The 16,288-nt window shown below is 66.2% G+C and carries 10 protein-coding genes; 1 reads left to right on the top strand and 9 read right to left on the bottom strand.

Features of this window, described 5'->3' with window-relative positions:
* Window positions 1–37: 37 nt before the first annotated feature.
* From ACE103_RS12475 to ACE103_RS12445, 7 genes are read right to left on the bottom strand one after another with little or no spacing between them, the layout of a single operon-like run.
* Window positions 38–3,346: a carboxyl transferase domain-containing protein gene (locus ACE103_RS12475; RefSeq protein WP_375779662.1), complete on the bottom strand. Its 3,309-nt coding sequence runs from the start codon at window positions 3,344–3,346 to the stop codon at window positions 38–40.
* Between the two features lie 17 nt (window positions 3,347–3,363).
* A complete protein-coding gene (locus ACE103_RS12470) occupies window positions 3,364–4,248 on the bottom strand; it encodes an ABC transporter permease (protein WP_375779661.1) in 885 nt (294 codons plus the stop codon).
* Complete coding sequence (locus ACE103_RS12465) at window positions 4,245–5,201, bottom strand: ABC transporter permease (RefSeq protein ID WP_375779660.1); 957 nt, start codon at window positions 5,199–5,201, stop codon at window positions 4,245–4,247. Before ACE103_RS12465 ends, ACE103_RS12470 begins: the two co-directional genes overlap by 4 nt.
* A 3-nt stretch (window positions 5,202–5,204) precedes the next feature.
* Entirely contained in the window at window positions 5,205–6,752 is a 1,548-nt protein-coding gene (locus tag ACE103_RS12460; RefSeq protein WP_375779659.1) for an ABC transporter substrate-binding protein, read from the bottom strand.
* Entirely contained in the window at window positions 6,749–7,771 is a 1,023-nt protein-coding gene (locus ACE103_RS12455) for an ABC transporter ATP-binding protein (RefSeq protein ID WP_375779658.1), read from the bottom strand. The genes ACE103_RS12460 and ACE103_RS12455 overlap by 4 nt, the downstream gene beginning before the upstream one ends.
* Complete coding sequence (locus ACE103_RS12450) at window positions 7,768–8,844, bottom strand: ABC transporter ATP-binding protein (protein WP_375779657.1); 1,077 nt, start codon at window positions 8,842–8,844, stop codon at window positions 7,768–7,770. The genes ACE103_RS12455 and ACE103_RS12450 overlap by 4 nt, the downstream gene beginning before the upstream one ends.
* Entirely contained in the window at window positions 8,844–11,276 is a 2,433-nt protein-coding gene (locus ACE103_RS12445; RefSeq protein ID WP_375779656.1) for a CaiB/BaiF CoA transferase family protein, read from the bottom strand. The genes ACE103_RS12450 and ACE103_RS12445 overlap by 1 nt, the downstream gene beginning before the upstream one ends.
* Before the next feature lie 244 nt (window positions 11,277–11,520).
* On the opposite strand from ACE103_RS12445, the gene ACE103_RS12440 reads away from it, so the two are divergent.
* The gene (locus tag ACE103_RS12440) at window positions 11,521–12,735 is read left to right on the top strand and encodes a mandelate racemase/muconate lactonizing enzyme family protein (RefSeq protein ID WP_375779655.1); all 1,215 of its coding nucleotides are present in this window, start codon (window positions 11,521–11,523) and stop codon (window positions 12,733–12,735) included.
* A 167-nt stretch (window positions 12,736–12,902) separates the two neighbouring features.
* Here ACE103_RS12440 and ACE103_RS12435 read toward each other — a convergent pair whose 3' ends face one another.
* Window positions 12,903–14,138, bottom strand: coding sequence for an ABC transporter substrate-binding protein (locus ACE103_RS12435; RefSeq protein ID WP_375779654.1), 1,236 nt, complete (start codon window positions 14,136–14,138; stop codon window positions 12,903–12,905).
* A 107-nt stretch (window positions 14,139–14,245) separates the two neighbouring features.
* A complete protein-coding gene (locus ACE103_RS12430) occupies window positions 14,246–16,285 on the bottom strand; it encodes a hydantoinase/oxoprolinase family protein (protein ID WP_375779653.1) in 2,040 nt (679 codons plus the stop codon).
* Window positions 16,286–16,288 lie beyond the last annotated feature (3 nt).

The following is a 16,288-nucleotide window of genomic DNA, read 5'->3' as shown; positions in this document are numbered from 1 at the left end:
CGATGACAGTTGGGGCGGGAACGCAGCCCTGTCCTCCCTACCACGCATCAATGCACGGCCGCTTGCGATGCGTCCGCGGCTCCGGTTTCGGCACCGAGCGCAAACCGGCCATGATCCAGTGCCTTGTGTCGGCGGGGTCGATCACCTCGTCGATCTCGAGCACCGAGGCGATCGAGACCGCCTTGCCGTTGGCGTAGAGCTCGGCGACCTTGGTCTGGAAATACTTCTCGCGCTCGACCGGGTCCGCGATCGCCTCCATCTCCTTGCGGAAACCGAGGCGGACATAGCCCTCCAGGCCCATGCCGCCGAACTCGCCGGTCGGCCACGCCACCGTAAAGAACGAGGCATGGAAGCCGCCGCCGATCATCGATTGCGCGCCGAGACCGTAGCCCTTGCGCAGCACGACGCCGAACAGCGGCACCGTGATGCTGGCGCCGGTGACGAACATCCGCGCGACGTGGCGCACGATCGCGGTCTTCTCGGCCTCCGGCCCGACCATGAAGCCCGGCGTGTCGCACAGCGAGACGATCGGGATGTCGAAGGCGTCGCACAGCTGCATGAAGCGCGCGGCCTTGTCGCCGGCCGCCGCATCGATCGCGCCGCCGAGATGCTTTGGATTGTTGGCGATCAGGCCGAACGGCTTGCCCTCGATGCGGATGAAGGCCGTGATCATGCCGACGCCGAAATCGCGCCGGATCTCCAGCACCGAGCCCTCGTCGGCCATCAAATCGATCACGTTGCGGATGTCATACACCCGCAGGCGATTTTCCGGGATCGCGCGGCGCAGCAGCCGCTGGTCCGGCGCCTTCCAGTCCGCCACCGTGCCCTGGAAGTAGGACAGGTATTTCTGCGCGACCGTCGTCGCCTCTTCCTCATCCTCGACCAGGATGTCGATCACGCCGTTCGGCGACTGGAACGAGACAGGGCCGACCTCGGCCGGATGATAGACGCCGAGCCCGCCGCCCTCGATCATCGCCGGACCGCCCATGCCGATCGAGGCGTTTTTCGTCGCGATGATGACGTCGCAGACGCCGAGCATCGCGGCGTTGCCGGCGAAGCAATAGCCGGAGACCACGCCGACCACGGACACGAGGCCGGAGAGTTTTGCGAACTGCACGAAGGACGGGCCGTCGAGGCCGGTCATGCCGAGCCGGTCGGTATCGCCGGGCCGGCCGCCGCCGCCCTCGGCGTAGAACACCAGCGGCATCCGCCACTGCTCGGCGAGGCCGAGCATGCGGTCGATCTTCTTGTGGTTCATATGCCCTTGCGTGCCGGCGAGCACGGTGTAGTCGTAGGAGATCACCATGCAGCGCGCGCCATCGGCGCCAAAATCCCTGGCGTTGACGGTGGCAACGCCCGCGATCAGGCCGTCGGCCGGCGTGTTCTTGATGAGGTCCTCGACCTTGCGGCGGCGGCGCTGTGCCGCGATCGCAAGCGAGCCGTATTCGACGAACGAGCCCTCATCGACCAGCTGCGCGATGTTCTCGCGCGCGGTGCGCTGGTTGGTCTTGCGGCGGCGCTCCACCGACGCCGGACGGTTCTCGTCCAGCGTGATCGCCTTGCGCGCGATCAGTTCGCCCAAATCAGGACGGATGTGATCGAGATCGATCGCGGCCGCTTCCTCCGCGGCATGGCCGTCGACCTCGGCGGGCTCAAGGAACAGGATCGGCTCGCCATGCATCAGCGTGACGCCGGGACCGCCGGCGACCTTCGTCACCCGGCCGCCATGCGGTGCCGTGACGAGATGCTCCATCTTCATCGATTCCAGCACCGCGATCTGCTGGCCGGGACGAACCAGATCGCCCTCCGCGACCTCGATCGCCACGATCGTGCCCTGCAACGGCGCCGGCACCGGCAGCGATCCCTCGGGCGCCGCCTCGATAGCGATGGACCTGGTTGCGGCCGCCTCGCTCACCTCGAGCAGCGGCGCAGCATGCTCCTTCGCGGCGCCGACCAGCGCCGCCACATGCGTATCGATGAAGTTGGTGCTGATCTTGTTCCGGGCAAAACTCTGGTGCGCCAGGATCGCGCCGAGGAACGGGATGTTGGTGGCGACGCCGCCGATCCGGAATTCGCGCAAGGTGCGCGATGCCTTGTGCACCACGTCGGTCCATTTTTGGCTCGGCGAATGCACGATGACTTTTGCCAGCAGCGAGTCGAACGCGGCGCTGGTGCGGTAGCCGGAATAGCCGAACGTATCGACGCGGACGCCGGGGCCAGACGGCAGGTCGAACACGCTGAGCGTGCCGCCGGTCGGCTTCGTAACGCCCTTCTCGTCCATCACCTCCATGTTGACGCGGAGCTGAATGGCATAGCCGCGCGGCAGCGGCACGGCTGATTGCGCCAGCCCGAGCGAAGCCAGCGTCGCGCCGGCGGCGACCGCGAGCTGCGAACGGACGAGGTCGAGGCCGAGCACCGCCTCGGTGACGGTATGCTCGACCTGGAGCCGCGGATTGGCCTCGATGAAGGCGAAGGCGCCCTCGCCCTTGCTTTCCTCCGCCTCGTCATCGACAAGAAATTCGAAAGTGCCGAGATTGTCGTAACGCGCGGCGGAGGCGAGCTGCTTTGCCGCCTCGATGATGCGAGCGCGCAGGCTCTCACTTAATGACGGGCTCGGCGCCACCTCGATCAGCTTCTGGTTGCGGCGCTGGATGGTGCATTCGCGCTCCCAGAGATGGCTGATCGCACCATGACGATCGCCGATGATCTGCACCTCGATATGGCGCGCTTTGCGGATCAGCCGCTCGACATAGACGGCGTCATTGCCGAACGCCGCCTTGGCCTCGGACTGGCAGCGCGCATAGGCTTCATCGAGCTTGGCCAGGTCCTCGACCACGCGCATGCCGCGGCCGCCGCCGCCGGCGATCGCCTTGACCATCACGGCGGCATTGGCGCCGAGCGAGGTGAAAAAGGCCTTTGCCTCGTCAAGCGAGGTTGCACCTGAGGTGCCGGCAATGATCGGCACGCCGCACTTTTTGGCCAGCGCCTTTGCCTTGGCCTTGTCGCCGAACAGATCGAGCGCCTCCGGCGACGGGCCGACGAAGGTGATCTTCTCCTCGGCGCAGCGCCGCGCCAGCTGGGTATTCTCGCTGAGGAAGCCGTAGCCCGGATGCAGCGCGTCGCAACCCGTGGCCTTGGCCGCCGCAATCACCGCCTCGATGTCGAGATACGCCCGCGCGCCGCGACCGGGGATCTCGTGACTTGCATCGGCGGATCGGACATGCAGCGAGGCGGCATCGTCGGCGGGATAGATCGCGACCGTCGCGATGCCGCTCTCTGCCGCGGCGCGGGCAATGCGGATCGCGATCTCACCGCGGTTGGCAATCAGCAATTTCTTGAACGACATGATCATTCCACCAAAGGTCAACGATCCTTCATGGTCGGATCGAGCACAACACGCAAGGATTCTCCCAGCGCATTGAACGCCAGGGAGACGACGAGAATGGCAAGGCCCGGCGCATACATCTGCTCCGGGGCGATTTCCATGTATTGGTAGGCGCGCGCCAGCATAGCGCCCCAGCTCGGGTCCGGCGGCTGGATGCCGAGGCCGAGGAACGACAGGCTGGCCTCGGCCAGGAGCGCCGCGGCGAGCAGCAGCGTCACCTGCACGATGACCGGCTGCAGCGTATTCGGAAGCACGTGGCGCCACAGCACGTGCCAGGTAGGGGCGCCGAAGCCCCTCGACGCGTCGACATAGAGCTCCTGCCGCACGATCAGCGTGCGGGCGCGGACGATACGCGCCAGCGCCGGAAACATCGTGATGCCGATCGCAATCATGCCGTTGGTGAGTCCGATGCCGAGCGCACCGGTGACCGCGATCGCCAGTACGATAGCGGGGAACGACAGGAACGTGTCGATGATGCGGCTGATGATGTCGTCGATCCAGCCGCCGAAATAGCCGGCGATCAGGCCGACCGGCAGCCCGATCAGAACCGCGACGCCGACCGCAAGCAGGCTGGCATAGACGGTGGCCGGCGCGCCGTAGATCAGGCGGGAGAAGATGTCGCGGCCGAGATCGTCGGTGCCGAGCAGATGCAGCGGGCCCGGCGGCGCCAGCATGTTGTTGACGTCCTGCGCGGTCGGCGCATAGGGCGCGATCCAGGGCGCGCCGATCGCGACGACAACCAGCACCGACAGAACCAGGATCGACAGCGCGGCGCGGAGGTCGCCAGCGAGCCAACGCAGGAAACGCCGCGGCCGGGTCGGCTTTGCTGATATCTTCAGCGGAGCGAGCGCGGTGTCGGTCATTGCTCGATCCTCGGATCGACCGCGGCACAGAGCAGATCCGTGATCAGATTCACCGCGATGACGACGACCACCATGGTGAAGACGACACCCTGCACGATCGGGAAATCGCGCTGGATCGCGCCGCGCACGATCAGGCTGCCGAGGCCGGGAATGGCGAACACCGCCTCGATCACGACGGTCGCCGCCAGCATGCGGTTGACCAGCAGGCTGATGATCGTGAGCAGATTGACGCCGACATTCTTCAGGCCGTGCTGCCAGAGGATCCGCGACATCGACAGCCCCTTGGCATGCAGCGTGCGGACATATTGCGACGACAGCACCTCCAGCAGCGCACCGCGCAACTGGCGGGCGACCTCGGCCATGCCATAGGCCGCGATCGCGACGGCCGGCAGCAGCGCGTGCCGGATCGCATCGATCGGCGAGACGCTGAAGGATTTCGCGCCGGTCGCCGGCAGCCAGTTCAGCTTCAGCGAGAACTCCGCCACCAGGATCATCGCGAGCCAGAAGCCGGGCACGGCGACGCCGAGCGACGCAATCATGCTGATCAGCTTGTCGAGCCAGCCGTTCGGCTTGATCGCGGCCATCACGCCCATCGGAATGCCGGTGACCAGCGCCAGCACCAGCGCGATCACGACGATCAAAAGCGTGTTCGGGAAGGCGCGGCCGATCGAGACCGCGACCTTCTCGCCGGTCAGAAGCGATTGCGAGAGATCGCCCTGCGCGACATGGCCGAGCCAGGCGCCATATTGCACCAGGAACGACCGATCGAGGCCGTAGATCTGCCTGATCTCGGTGATCCGCGCGTCGGTCGCGTTGTCGCCGGCCAAGGTCACGGCGATATCGCCGGGCACCAGCTTGAGCAGCGCGAACACCATGAAGGTCGCGAGCAGGATCACGGGCAGCGCCTGCACGAGGCGGCTGCCGATGACCTTGACTGGTGACCGTCGTGCCATGGTTCAGCCTTCGAGCCAGACGTCGTCGTATTTCGGCTTGCCAAGGAGATTGGGCCGATAGCCCTGCACCTTCTTGTTCATGGCGACCAGCTCGAACTGGAACGCCAGCGGCACGACGAAGGCGTTTTCCATCACCAGCCGTTGCACGGTGGCGAACGCCTTGCGCCTGACCTCGATGTCTTCCGATGCGCGCGAGTCCTTGATCGCCGCCTCGAGCTCGGGCGGCACCGGCGCACGGCCGCCATTGTAATAGGCGTCCTTGGTGAACATCAGCGAATAGGTCAGGCTCGGGTCGGGCCGCCCGGTCCAGGCCGACAGCAACCCGGCCCCCTTCTTTTCCGGACCGAAGAAGGCAGCCGAGGCTTCCGCGACCGTACCGTTGACGAAGCGCACGGTGATGCCGGCCTTCCGCAACTGCTCGATCAGGATCTCCTCGCGTTGCACCGAGTCCTGATCGGTGTAACCGCCGATCTCGATCGGGGTGCCTTCCTTGAAGCCGGCCTCGGCGAGCAGCTTGCGCGCCTTGTCGGGATCGTAGGGATAGAGCTTTGCGACCTCGGCATCATAGGCCCAGTGCGCCTTCGGCAGGTTCATGTAGGCCGGCTCGGCTAGCCCGGCGAGCGCGGCCTTGACGAAGGCCTCGCGATCGATCGCAAAGTTCAGCGCCTGGCGGACCTTGATGTTGTCGAACGGCGGCTTGGCCCAGTTCAGGAAGATCTGGAACACATAGAGTGTCGGGCCATGCACGACCTTGACGCTGGAAGCACGCTCGATGATCGCCTTCTGCCGCGGCGGCAATTGATAGATCAGATCGTTCTGCCCGGCGGTAACCGAGCGCGCGCCGGTGGTCAGCTCCGGAATGATCGAGATCTCGATCGCATCGGGATACGGCCGGTCCGGCTTCCAGTATTTCTCGTTGCGCTTGACCACGATCTTTTCTCCGTCGGCCCAGCTCACAAACGCATAGGCGCCGGCGCCGACCGGCTTGCGCGTCACGACGCCGCCCTCGGCCGCCTTCAGCGCCGTCGGCGACACCATCATGCCGGCGCGATCGGAGAGGATGCCCGGCAGCGCCGTATCCGGCGTCTTCAGCTTCAAGGTCACCTGCTGAGGCCCGGTGACTTCGACCGCCTCCACCGACAACAGATCGGCCTTGATGTTCGACTTGGCATCGCTCCGGTTGCGATCGAGGTTGAACTTGACCGCTTCGGCATCGAGCGGCGTGCCGTCATGGAAGGTGACGCCTGAGCGGATGTTGAGCACCAGCGTGTTCGGATCGGTGAACTTCCAGCTCTCGGCAAGCCCGGGCTTCGGCTTCAGCGTCTCGAATTCCCATTCGGTCAGCGTGTCGTACATCGTGAACAGGAAGGCGTGATCTGAACCGGCGCCGCCGGTTGCCGGATCGAGGCTCGACGGATTGGCCGGCGCTGAGATCCGCAAGGTGCCGCCCTTCTTCGGCGTGCCTTGCGCGAATGCACTGCCACCGAGCGTGGTGCTCGCAAGTGCCCCCGAGATCAGCGCCATGGCCTCGCGTCGTGTCGTCATCGTCATGGCATTGTCTCCGGTACGTTGTTCGAAAAATTCGGGCAGTCGGCGAAATGGCAGGCAACCCAGTGATCGGGCTTCAGCTCGCGCCACTCCGGCACACGGTCGGTGCAGAGCGGCTGCGCGTGCGGGCAGCGGGTGCGGAAGCGGCAGCCCGAGGGCGGATCGATCGGGCTCGGCACCTCGCCCTGCAGCACGATCCGCTGCGCATCGCGCATCGTCGACGGCAGCGGCCGCGGCTCGGCCGAGAGCAGTGCGATGGTGTAGGGATGCAGCGGCCGCTCGGCGACCTCTTCGGTCGGCCCGAGCTCAACGAACTGGCCGAGATACATCACCGCGACGCGCTCGCTGATATGCGAGACCACGGCGAGATCATGGGTGATGAAGACATAGGTCAGCCCGAGATCGCGCTGCAGATCGGCAAACAGGTTGAGCACGTCGCCGCGGATCGACATGTCGAGCGCGGCCACCACCTCGTCGCAGACGATCAGCTTCGGCTTCAGCGTCAGTGCACGCGCGATCACAACACGCTGCTTCTGGCCGCCGGAGAGCTGGTGCGGATAGCGCTCGCCGAACTCCTGCGGCAGCCCCACGCGCTCCAATGCCTCCCGTGCCTGCCGCTCCCGCTCGGCGCGGCTGCCGACACGGGCGAGCTCCAGCGGCTCCAGCACCGAGGCCAGGATGGTCATGCGCGGATTCAACGCGGCGTTGGGATCCTGGAAGATGATCTGATAGTCGCGGCGATGACTTTGAAACTCCCGGCGCGGCAGCGCCAGCGGATCGATGCCGTCGTGCAGAATGGCACCGGCGCTAGGATTCAGCAGGAAAACCAGCGCGCGGCCGATCGTGGTCTTGCCCGAGCCGGATTCGCCGATGATGCCAAAGGTCTCGCCGCGCCGGACATCGAAATTGACGCCATCGACCGCCTTCACGGTGGCGCGGCGGTCCGAGGTCTGGAAGCGGACCTGGAGATCGCGCACCGAGACGATGGGTTCGCGGCGGGGCTCGGCTGTAGCTGCGGTCATTGCGTCGCAACCTTCGCAGCCGCCGGCGCATCGGGCGGATGCAGGGCGCCCGGCAGGTTGAGCTCGGCAAAGCGCCAGCAGCGCACCTTGCGGCCGCCGCCGGCGTCCTGCAGCGTCTGCTCCGCCTCGCAGCCCTTGGCCGCATGCGCGCAGCGGGCGCGGAAGCGGCAGCCCGCAGGCATCTCCGCGATCGACGGCACCCGGCCCGGGATCGACGGCAATCGGCCGTGGCGCGGGCTCAAATGCGGCAGCGAGCGCAAGAGCCCCGACGTATAGGGATGCAGCGGCCGCACCAGCGCCTCGTCGACGGTGGCGTCCTCGATCACCTCGCCGGCGTACATCGTGATCATCCGCGTGCAGGTCTCGGCGACGACGCCGAGATCGTGGGTGATCAGCATCAGCGCGGTCTTCGAGGTCTCGCTGATGTCGCGCAGCAGCTCGAGGATCTGCGCCTGCACGGTGACGTCGAGCGCGGTGGTCGGCTCGTCCGCGATCAGCAGCTGCGGGCCGCAAATCAGGCTCGCCGCAATCATCACGCGCTGGCGCATGCCGCCGGAGAGTTGGTGCGGATAGTCGTCGATGCGCCGCTCGGGCGACGCGATGCCGACGTGGCGGAGCATCTCCAGCGTTTTGGCGCGGGCTTCCTCATAGGAAACGTCCGTATGGACGCGCAGCGTCTCCGCGATCTGGTGACCGACGGTGAAGACCGGATCGAGCGCGCTCATCGGCTCCTGGAAGATCATCGCGATCCGCTTGCCCCGGATCGCGCGCATCTGCCGCGCGCTGCAGGAGGCGAGATCGGTGCCATCGAACAGGATCTTGCCGTCGAGCCCAGCAAAGTTGCCCGGCAACAGGCGCAGGATCGACAGGCCGGTGATGGTCTTGCCGCAGCCGCTCTCGCCGACGATGCCGACCCGCTCGCCCGGCGCGATGTCGAAATCGATCCGGCGCGTCGCCTGCCAAATGCCCTGCGACGTCTTGAAACGGATGCCGAGCCCGCGCACGGACAGCAGCGGCCGCGCGCCGTCGCGCGCACCCTCCGCCTTGCGCTGTGCCGGCTGGCCTGTCTCCATCAACCCGCCGCCCGCTTCTTCTCTTTCACCAGCTGCTCCTCCATCAGCATCTCGGTGCCGATGATGCCTTCGCGGGTGAGCTCCTCCAGCTCGGCGTCGGAGAGGCCGAGCATGCCGGACAGGATCTCGCGATTGTGCTCGCCGAGCGTCGGCGGCACCGAGCGGATCGCGAACGGCGCATCGCCCTCGCGGAACGGCATCGACGGCTGCGGATGTTTACCGATGAAAGCACGGTCGACCTGCTGGATGAAACCGCGGGCGTGGAGCTGCGGGTCATCAAGGAGATCGATCGGCAGCCGCGCGACGCCGGAGGCGACACCGGCAGCTTGCAGCGCGGCCATCGCCTCATCGGCATCGCGTGCCGAAGTCCAGGCCGTGATCGCCGCCTCGATCTCGGCCTCGATGGCGCGGCGGCTCGCGGCCGTCTTGAGCGTCGCGTCCGCAGCCCAGTCCTCGCGGCCGAGCAGCCGCGCGAGTCTTGGCCACATCGCGTCGTCGGATACAGCGACCACGATCCAGTTGTCCTCGCCGTCGCAACGAAAGCAGCCATGCGGCACGAAATCAGGATGGCGGTTGCCATATTTCGCAGGCTGCTTGCCGTCGATCGAATGCGCCACGATCCATGGTGCCGCGAACGGCATCATGCACTCGATCTGCGCGAGATCGATGAACTGGCCCTGCCCCGTCAGCCTGGCGTTGATCAGCGCGGTCAGCACCGCGGCAGCGCCGTTGAGCCCGCCGACGGCATCGCCGAACGCGGTATGGCTCATCACAGGCGGGCCGCCGGCATCGCCAACGACACTTGGCAGGCCGGAGCCCTGCTCCAATGTCGAGCCGTAAGCGCGGCAGTCACGGTGCACGCTGCCGGCGCCGAACGCCGACATCGACATCATCACCAGCTTCGGATTGATCTTGCTCAGCACCTCGTAGCCGAGGCCGAGCTTGGGCAGCACCTCGACCGAATAATTGTCGACCACGAGGTCGGCGTCGGCGAGCAGGCGTTTCGCCAGCGCAAGCCCCCTCGGCCGGGTCAGATCGAGCGTGATGCCGCGCTTGTTGCGGTTCATGATGCAGTAACGCACCGACTTCTCGTACATCTGCTCCAGCACATAGGCGGGGCGGCGGTCGACGCCGCGCCACCAGTCCGGATACTGGGTCGCCTCGATCTTGATGACGTCGGCGCCGAGATCGGCGAGCGTGCGGGTGCAGATCGGCCCGGCCCAGCCCATCGAGAAATCGACGACGCGAACGCCCTCGAGCGGCAGGCGATTGGTCGGAGCCGGCTTCGGCGCCGGCACACGCGGCGCGGCATCGCGCCTCGCCTGCTGCTCGCCGAGATCAGGCACGCGGCCACCGCGAAGTGGCGGCGTCCCCGTCAGCCGCTGCATCGTGCCTGCGGAAAAACCGGTCTCGTCGCCGACCGTGATCGGGACAATCGCACCGCGGACGCGCTTCTCTTCATCGGCGATGAGATCCGCGATCTCCGGCACCGGCACGATCGGGATCTTGCGCTTGAGACCCTCCGCGAACCATTCCTGCGCGGTGCGCTGCTTCAGCTTCGGCAGCATCTTGCCTTCGATCTCGGCGACGCGCTGCAGCCGGTCGACGCCCATGACCAGCGTCGGATCGTCGCGCAGATCGGTGAGCCCGAGCATCTCGCAGAACGCGCGCCACTGCGCCGGGGTCACCGTGGTGACGCCGAGCCAGCCTTGTTTGGTCTCGTAGATGCCGACCGGAAAGGTCGGCCAGAACCGGTTGACACCGATCCGCCGCATGATGTCGCCGCGCTGGAACGCCTCGAACATGATGTATTCGGTGACGGCGATAGAGGCCTCGAACAGGCTGAGATGGTTTTCGCGCCCGCGCCCATCCTGCATGCGGCCCAGCACCGACGAGGCGGCCGCGATGAAGCCCCACAGCCCGCCGAGGATGCCGGTCTGGAAATCCGGTGCGTGCATCGGCGGTCCCTGCTCGGGTCCGACCAGCTTCACAAGCCCGGTCAGTGCACGGATCGTGGAGTCGGTCGCGGCGAAATTGGCATAGGGACCGCGATCGCCGAACCAGGTGAGGTCGAGATGGATCAGGCCCGGATTGTTCCGCTTGATCGCATCGAGATCGATGCCGGGACAATTGGCCGCATCGATACCGCGCCCATCGAGCAGGATATCGCAGCCGGCAATCAGCTCATGCAGGCGCGACGTGGCGCTCGCGTCGCTCTGGTCGAGCACGACACTCGATTTATTGAAGTTCAGAAACGCAAACCACGCGCTGTGCCCCTGCGGCGTCAGCGGCTCCGCGCGGCGAAGCGGATCGCCCGCCGGTGGCTCGATCTTCTGCACATCGGCGCCGAAATCGGCGAACAGCCGCGCGCAATAGCTCGTCGCCGCCGCACTTCCGATCTCGACTATCCGCAGATGCGACAACGCGCCCATCACGCTTCCTCGCGACAAAATGACCAGCCGACGACATCGGCTGATTCAGTTTCTTGTTGCGTGAACTTGAAGCCGCGCCGACTGTGTGATGCAAGTGGAATTTTCTTCCGTTTGACGGAATTCACGCGATTGCCGCAGCACTTTGCAACAAGCGTGCGTTGACGGTCTGCCGCCGTGCGGTTGACGCATTGCTCGATCCGCTATTGTGCTCTCTTCAACACCAACAAACGCCGGGCAGGAAACCATGAGCAAATCCACCACGATCAAAAGCGTCGAGACGCTCGCCTGCGATGCCGGCTGGCGGAATTATCATTTCGTCAAGGTGACGACCGCGGATGGGCTGGTCGGCTGGAGCGAATATGACGAGGGCTTTGGCGCGCCCGGCGTGACCGCGGCGATCGAGCGGCTGTCGGCGCGCGTGGTCGGCAAGAACGCATTCGAGCACGAGCGGATCTATGTGGAACTGTTTGCCGCGACGCGCCCCGCCGCCGGCGGCGTGGTGGCGCTGGCGTTAGGTGCCATCGAGAACGCGCTGCTCGACGTCAAGGCCAAGGCGCTCGGCGTGCCCTGCTACGATCTGCTCGGCGGCAAGATCCGCGACCGCGTGCGGGTCTATTGGTCGCATTGCGCGACCTGGCGTATCAATCATCCGGATTGGTACAAGCCCGCCATCACCGATCTCGACGGCGTCAAGGCGATCGGGGCCGAGGTGCGCGAGAAGAAATTCTCGGCGATGAAGACCAACATCTTCGTCTACACCGACGGCAAGCCGCAGGGCTGGCGTCCCGGCTTCGGCGCGCCGTTTCAACCCGAGATCAATGTCGACCGCAATGTGCTGCGCAATCTCTGCATGCATCTGGAGGCGATCCGCGACGGCGCGGGGCCGGATGTCGATCTCCTGCTCGATCTCAACTTCAACGCCAAGACCGAGGGCTATCTCAAGATCCTGCGCGCCATCGAAAAGATGGACATGTTTTGGGTCGAGATCGACACCTTCAACCCGCAGGCGCTCGGCTATGTCCGCCGCCAGAGCCCGCACCCGATCTCGTCCTGCGAGACGCTGCTCGGCCTGCGCGAATTCCTGCCCTATTTCACCGAGCAGGCGATGGACGTCGCGATCATCGACACGCCGTGGAACGGCGTCTGGCAGTCGATGAAGATCGCCGCGGCCGCCGAGCATTTCGAGGTCAACGTCGCGCCGCATAATTTCTACGGCCATCTCTGCACCATGATGAACGCGCATTTCTGCGCCGCGGTGCCGAACCTGCGCATCATGGAGACCGACATTGATCGCCTGGCCTGGGACCACGAGCTGTTCACCCACGTGCCGGAGTTCGTCGACGGCCATCTCGTGATTCCCGATCGCCCGGGCTGGGGCACCGAGCCGAACGAGGAAGGCCTGCGCGCCCATCCGCCGAAGAACAAGGGCGGGCTGCTGAATTACGGGCTGAAGAAGTAACTCTCTCCACACCGTCGTCCCGGCGAAAGCCGGGACCCATAACCACCGCTGCGTGGTTTGTGAGCGCGGCTGCGGCCCCAGCGATGTAAAGCAACAAACGGCTGGGGTAATGGGTCCCGGCCTTCGCCGGGACGACGCATAACCCCAGCCCCCAGCTCGCCGCCCCCTCAATTATCTTCCCGCACCGGCGTGAATGCGCTCTCGATTACGTCGCCGATCGGCTGCCAGGCGTTGCCGTCGAACTGCACCAGCCGCATCTGCTTGATCGGGCGGAAATCCTTCGGCCCGGTGTTGATCACGATCCCGGGCAGCGCGATCGGGCTCTGGTAGTCCTTCAGCGAGGCGGCCTGCCGCATGATGTTCTCGCGCGACAGGTCGTCGCCGCACTGGCGCAGCACCTGCATCAGCGTGTCGGCGGCGGCATAGCCGAACACGGCGTAGACGTCGTCCTTGTCGCCGTCGGGATAGTATTTGTCCATGAAGGCGTCCCACGCCTTGATCTGCGGATCGTTCTTCCAGGAGGCGTCGCCGGCATCCTTCAGGAACGAGGTCGAGATCACGCCGAGCGAGTTCTGCAGGCCCGCAGGCCGCAACGCACTGGCGATCGAGGCCGACGCGTTGTCGAGGATGAACACCGGGTGCCAGTCGAGGTCCGCGGCAACGCGAATCGCGCGTGCCGCGATCGCCGGCGCGCCGTCGAACACCAAAATGTCGGCGCCGGAGCCTTTCAGGATTCCGATCTGGTTCTGGATCGCGGTCTCCGATGCGTCGAAAGCGAGATCGGCAACGATCATGCCCGCGGTATCGCCGAGCCCTTCCTGCAATCCCTTGAACAGATCGCGGCCGAACTGATCGTTCTGCCAGAGCACCGCGATCTTGCGCGAGGGATACGCCGCCTGGATGTAATTGGCGTAGATCCGCCCCTCGGCGCGGAAGGTCGGCTGCCAGCCCATGGTCCAGGGAAAGCTTTTCGGATGCGCCCACTCCTCGTCGCCGGAGGCGACGAACAGCTGCGGGATGTTCTTCTCGTTGAGATACTTTCGCACGGCGAGGTTGCTCGGCGTGCCGAACGAGCCGAACATCATCAGCACGTCCTGCTTCTCGACGAGATCGCGGGTCTGCTCCATCGCGGTCTTCGGATTGGAGCTGTCATCGACCGAGACGAATTTGACTTTGCGGCCGTTGATGCCGCCATGCTCGTTGATCATGTCGAAATAGGCCGCTTCCGCCCGCCCGATGGTCGCGAACGCGGCGAGCGGCCCGGTGTATGGCATGACATTGCCGACGCGGATGTCGCTGTCCGTCTTCGCTTCCGGCGCCTGCTGCGCACGCAACGGCGACGCCGCGAGAACAGCTGCGAGGACAAGAGATATCGAAAGCACGGTTTGTCGTTTTGTTTGCATCAACATCGCCACAAACGCCGGCAGCAACCGGCGCTCCCTCCCGAGGACGCGACCTTATCGCCCAAGCCAATGCCGGGAAAATGAAATGTTGATGGCGAAGGCGAACCTCAGCGCAATGTTATGTCGAGCCAGCCCAGCGGATTGACCGCGACGCGATCGCCGCTGTCGACCAGAACCGTGGTGGTTTCGGCCTCAATGATCGCGGGACCAGCCAGCGTATGGCCGGGCTTGAGATCGTCGAGCGCATAGACCGGCACCTCGCGCCAGGCGCCGAGCCAGGCCTGCCGCTTGCCGCGCGGCGCGCAGGGCGCGGCCGACGCGGCCTCGCCGGCATCGCCGCCGCCGCGCGCCACCTTGCCGACCGCGGCGACGCGGGCGTTGACGAACACCACCTCCTGCCCGCGCGAGGCATAGGTGTAGAGTTCCTCGTGGCGGCGATGGAAGCGCTCCTCGATCTGTGCCACGAGGTCCGCGGCGTCGAGATCGAGGTCACCGAGCGGCACGTCGATCTCGAACACCTGCTCGCCGTAGCGCATCTCGGCCGAGCGCTCGATCGCGATGTCGCCCTTGAACCAGTCGCGCAGCCGGCCGGCCGCCTGCTCCTCCAGTCCGGCGAGCAGCGCCCTCACCTCATCCGCCGAGATCCGGCCGGTGCCGTAATGGGTGCGGCTGACCTCATAGCGCAGATCGCTGGTCAGCATGCCCCAGGCCGACAGCACGGAGGCGACCGTCGGCACGATGATGCGCTTGATCTCGAGCTCGCGCGCGACTTCGGCGGCATGCATGCCGGCGGCGCCGCCGAAGCTGAGCAGCGCGAATTTGCGGGGATCGACGCCGCGGCGCAGCGTCATCAGGCGGATGCCGTCGGCCATCTTCAGATTGATCATCTTGTAGATGCCGGCGGCGGCCTCGATCCGCGACAGCTCGAGCGCTTCAGCGATGCGGTCGACCGCGGCTTCCGACGCCGCGCGATCGAGCGGCCGCGCGCCGCCCATGAAGGCGCTCGCATCGAGATAACCGAGCACAACATTGGCGTCGGTGACGGTGGCGGCCAGGCCGCCATTGCCGTAGCACGCCGGCCCCGGCACCGAGCCCGCGCTCTCCGGCCCGACCCGCAAGGTGCGGCCGCCGTCGACGCCGGCAATCGAGCCGCCGCCCGCCGCGATGCTGGCGATGTCGAGGCTGCGCAGCGCGATGCGCTGGCCGGCCAGCATGCCGTCGGCCGACAGCGAGGCCTCGCCGTCTGCGATCAGCGAGATGTCGGTCGAGGTGCCGCCCATGTCGAACGGCACGAGATCGGGAATCCCGAGCATCTCGGCGCAGCGGCGGCTGCCGGAAATGCCGCCGGCCGGGCCCGACAGCACCGTACCCGCGGCGAGCCGCGAGGCCTCTTCCACCGGCGCCATGCCGCCATGCGACAGCACGACGAACAGCGAGCCTTTGAAGCCGGCTTCGTGCAGGCTGCGCTCCAGATTGGTGAGATAGCGCCGCACGGTCGGCGCGACATAGGCGTTCACGATCGTGGTCGAGACGCGCTCATATTCCTTGATCTGCGGCAGCACGTCGCTCGAGCGCGACACGCTGACGTCAGGCAGCTCCTTCGCCAGCCGCTCGACCGCGGCGAGCTCATGCGCCGGATTGAGATAGGCGTGCAGGAAGCAGACCGCGACCGAATTCGCGCCGGACCGTTTCACCTCGGCGATGACGTCGCCGAGCGCTGCGGCATCGAGTGCAACCGCCGCGCTGCCGTCGGCCTTCAGCCGCTCGCGCACGCCAAACCGTCGCTCGCGCGGCACCAATGGCTCGGGCGGCGGCGTGCGCAGGTCGTAGCGATCCGGCTTCAGCCCCTCGCGCATCTCGACGACGTCGCGATGTCCCTCGGTGGTCAGGAGCGCGACCATGGCGCCCTTGCGCTCGAGCAACGCGTTGGTCGCAACCGTCGTGCCGTGCACCAGGCGATCGGTCGCGGCGAGCATCGCCGTGCGCGTGACGCCGAGACGGCGGGCCAATTCCTCAAGCCCCGCCATGACGCCGATCGACTGATCGGCCGGCGTGGATGGTGATTTCGCGAACACAGTGCGCCCGGTTTGATCCGTCGCAACCAGGTCGGTGTAGGTGCCGCCGACGTCAACCCCAATCGTGTACATCGC

This window comes from Bradyrhizobium sp. ma5, from assembly GCF_042258955.1.
Taxonomy (GTDB): Bacteria; Pseudomonadota; Alphaproteobacteria; order Rhizobiales; family Xanthobacteraceae; genus Bradyrhizobium.
Note: the sequence above shows the minus strand (reverse complement) of the source record. Positions and strands in the feature narration are given on the sequence as shown.

What these genes read in the sequence shown, in the direction of transcription:
- ACE103_RS12475 (WP_375779662.1), bottom strand. Translation starts at nt 3,346, where the DNA reads ATGTCGTTCAAGAAATTGCTGATTGCCAACCGCGGTGAGATCGCGATC.
- ACE103_RS12470 (WP_375779661.1), bottom strand. Translation starts at nt 4,248, where the DNA reads ATGACCGACACCGCGCTCGCTCCGCTGAAGATATCAGCAAAGCCGACC.
- ACE103_RS12465 (WP_375779660.1), bottom strand. Translation starts at nt 5,201, where the DNA reads ATGGCACGACGGTCACCAGTCAAGGTCATCGGCAGCCGCCTCGTGCAG.
- ACE103_RS12460 (WP_375779659.1), bottom strand. Translation starts at nt 6,752, where the DNA reads ATGACGATGACGACACGACGCGAGGCCATGGCGCTGATCTCGGGGGCA.
- ACE103_RS12455 (WP_375779658.1), bottom strand. Translation starts at nt 7,771, where the DNA reads ATGACCGCAGCTACAGCCGAGCCCCGCCGCGAACCCATCGTCTCGGTG.
- ACE103_RS12450 (WP_375779657.1), bottom strand. Translation starts at nt 8,844, where the DNA reads ATGGAGACAGGCCAGCCGGCACAGCGCAAGGCGGAGGGTGCGCGCGAC.
- ACE103_RS12445 (WP_375779656.1), bottom strand. Translation starts at nt 11,276, where the DNA reads ATGGGCGCGTTGTCGCATCTGCGGATAGTCGAGATCGGAAGTGCGGCG.
- ACE103_RS12440 (WP_375779655.1), top strand. Translation starts at nt 11,521, where the DNA reads ATGAGCAAATCCACCACGATCAAAAGCGTCGAGACGCTCGCCTGCGAT.
- ACE103_RS12435 (WP_375779654.1), bottom strand. Translation starts at nt 14,138, where the DNA reads ATGCAAACAAAACGACAAACCGTGCTTTCGATATCTCTTGTCCTCGCA.
- ACE103_RS12430 (WP_375779653.1), bottom strand. Translation starts at nt 16,285, where the DNA reads ATGTACACGATTGGGGTTGACGTCGGCGGCACCTACACCGACCTGGTT.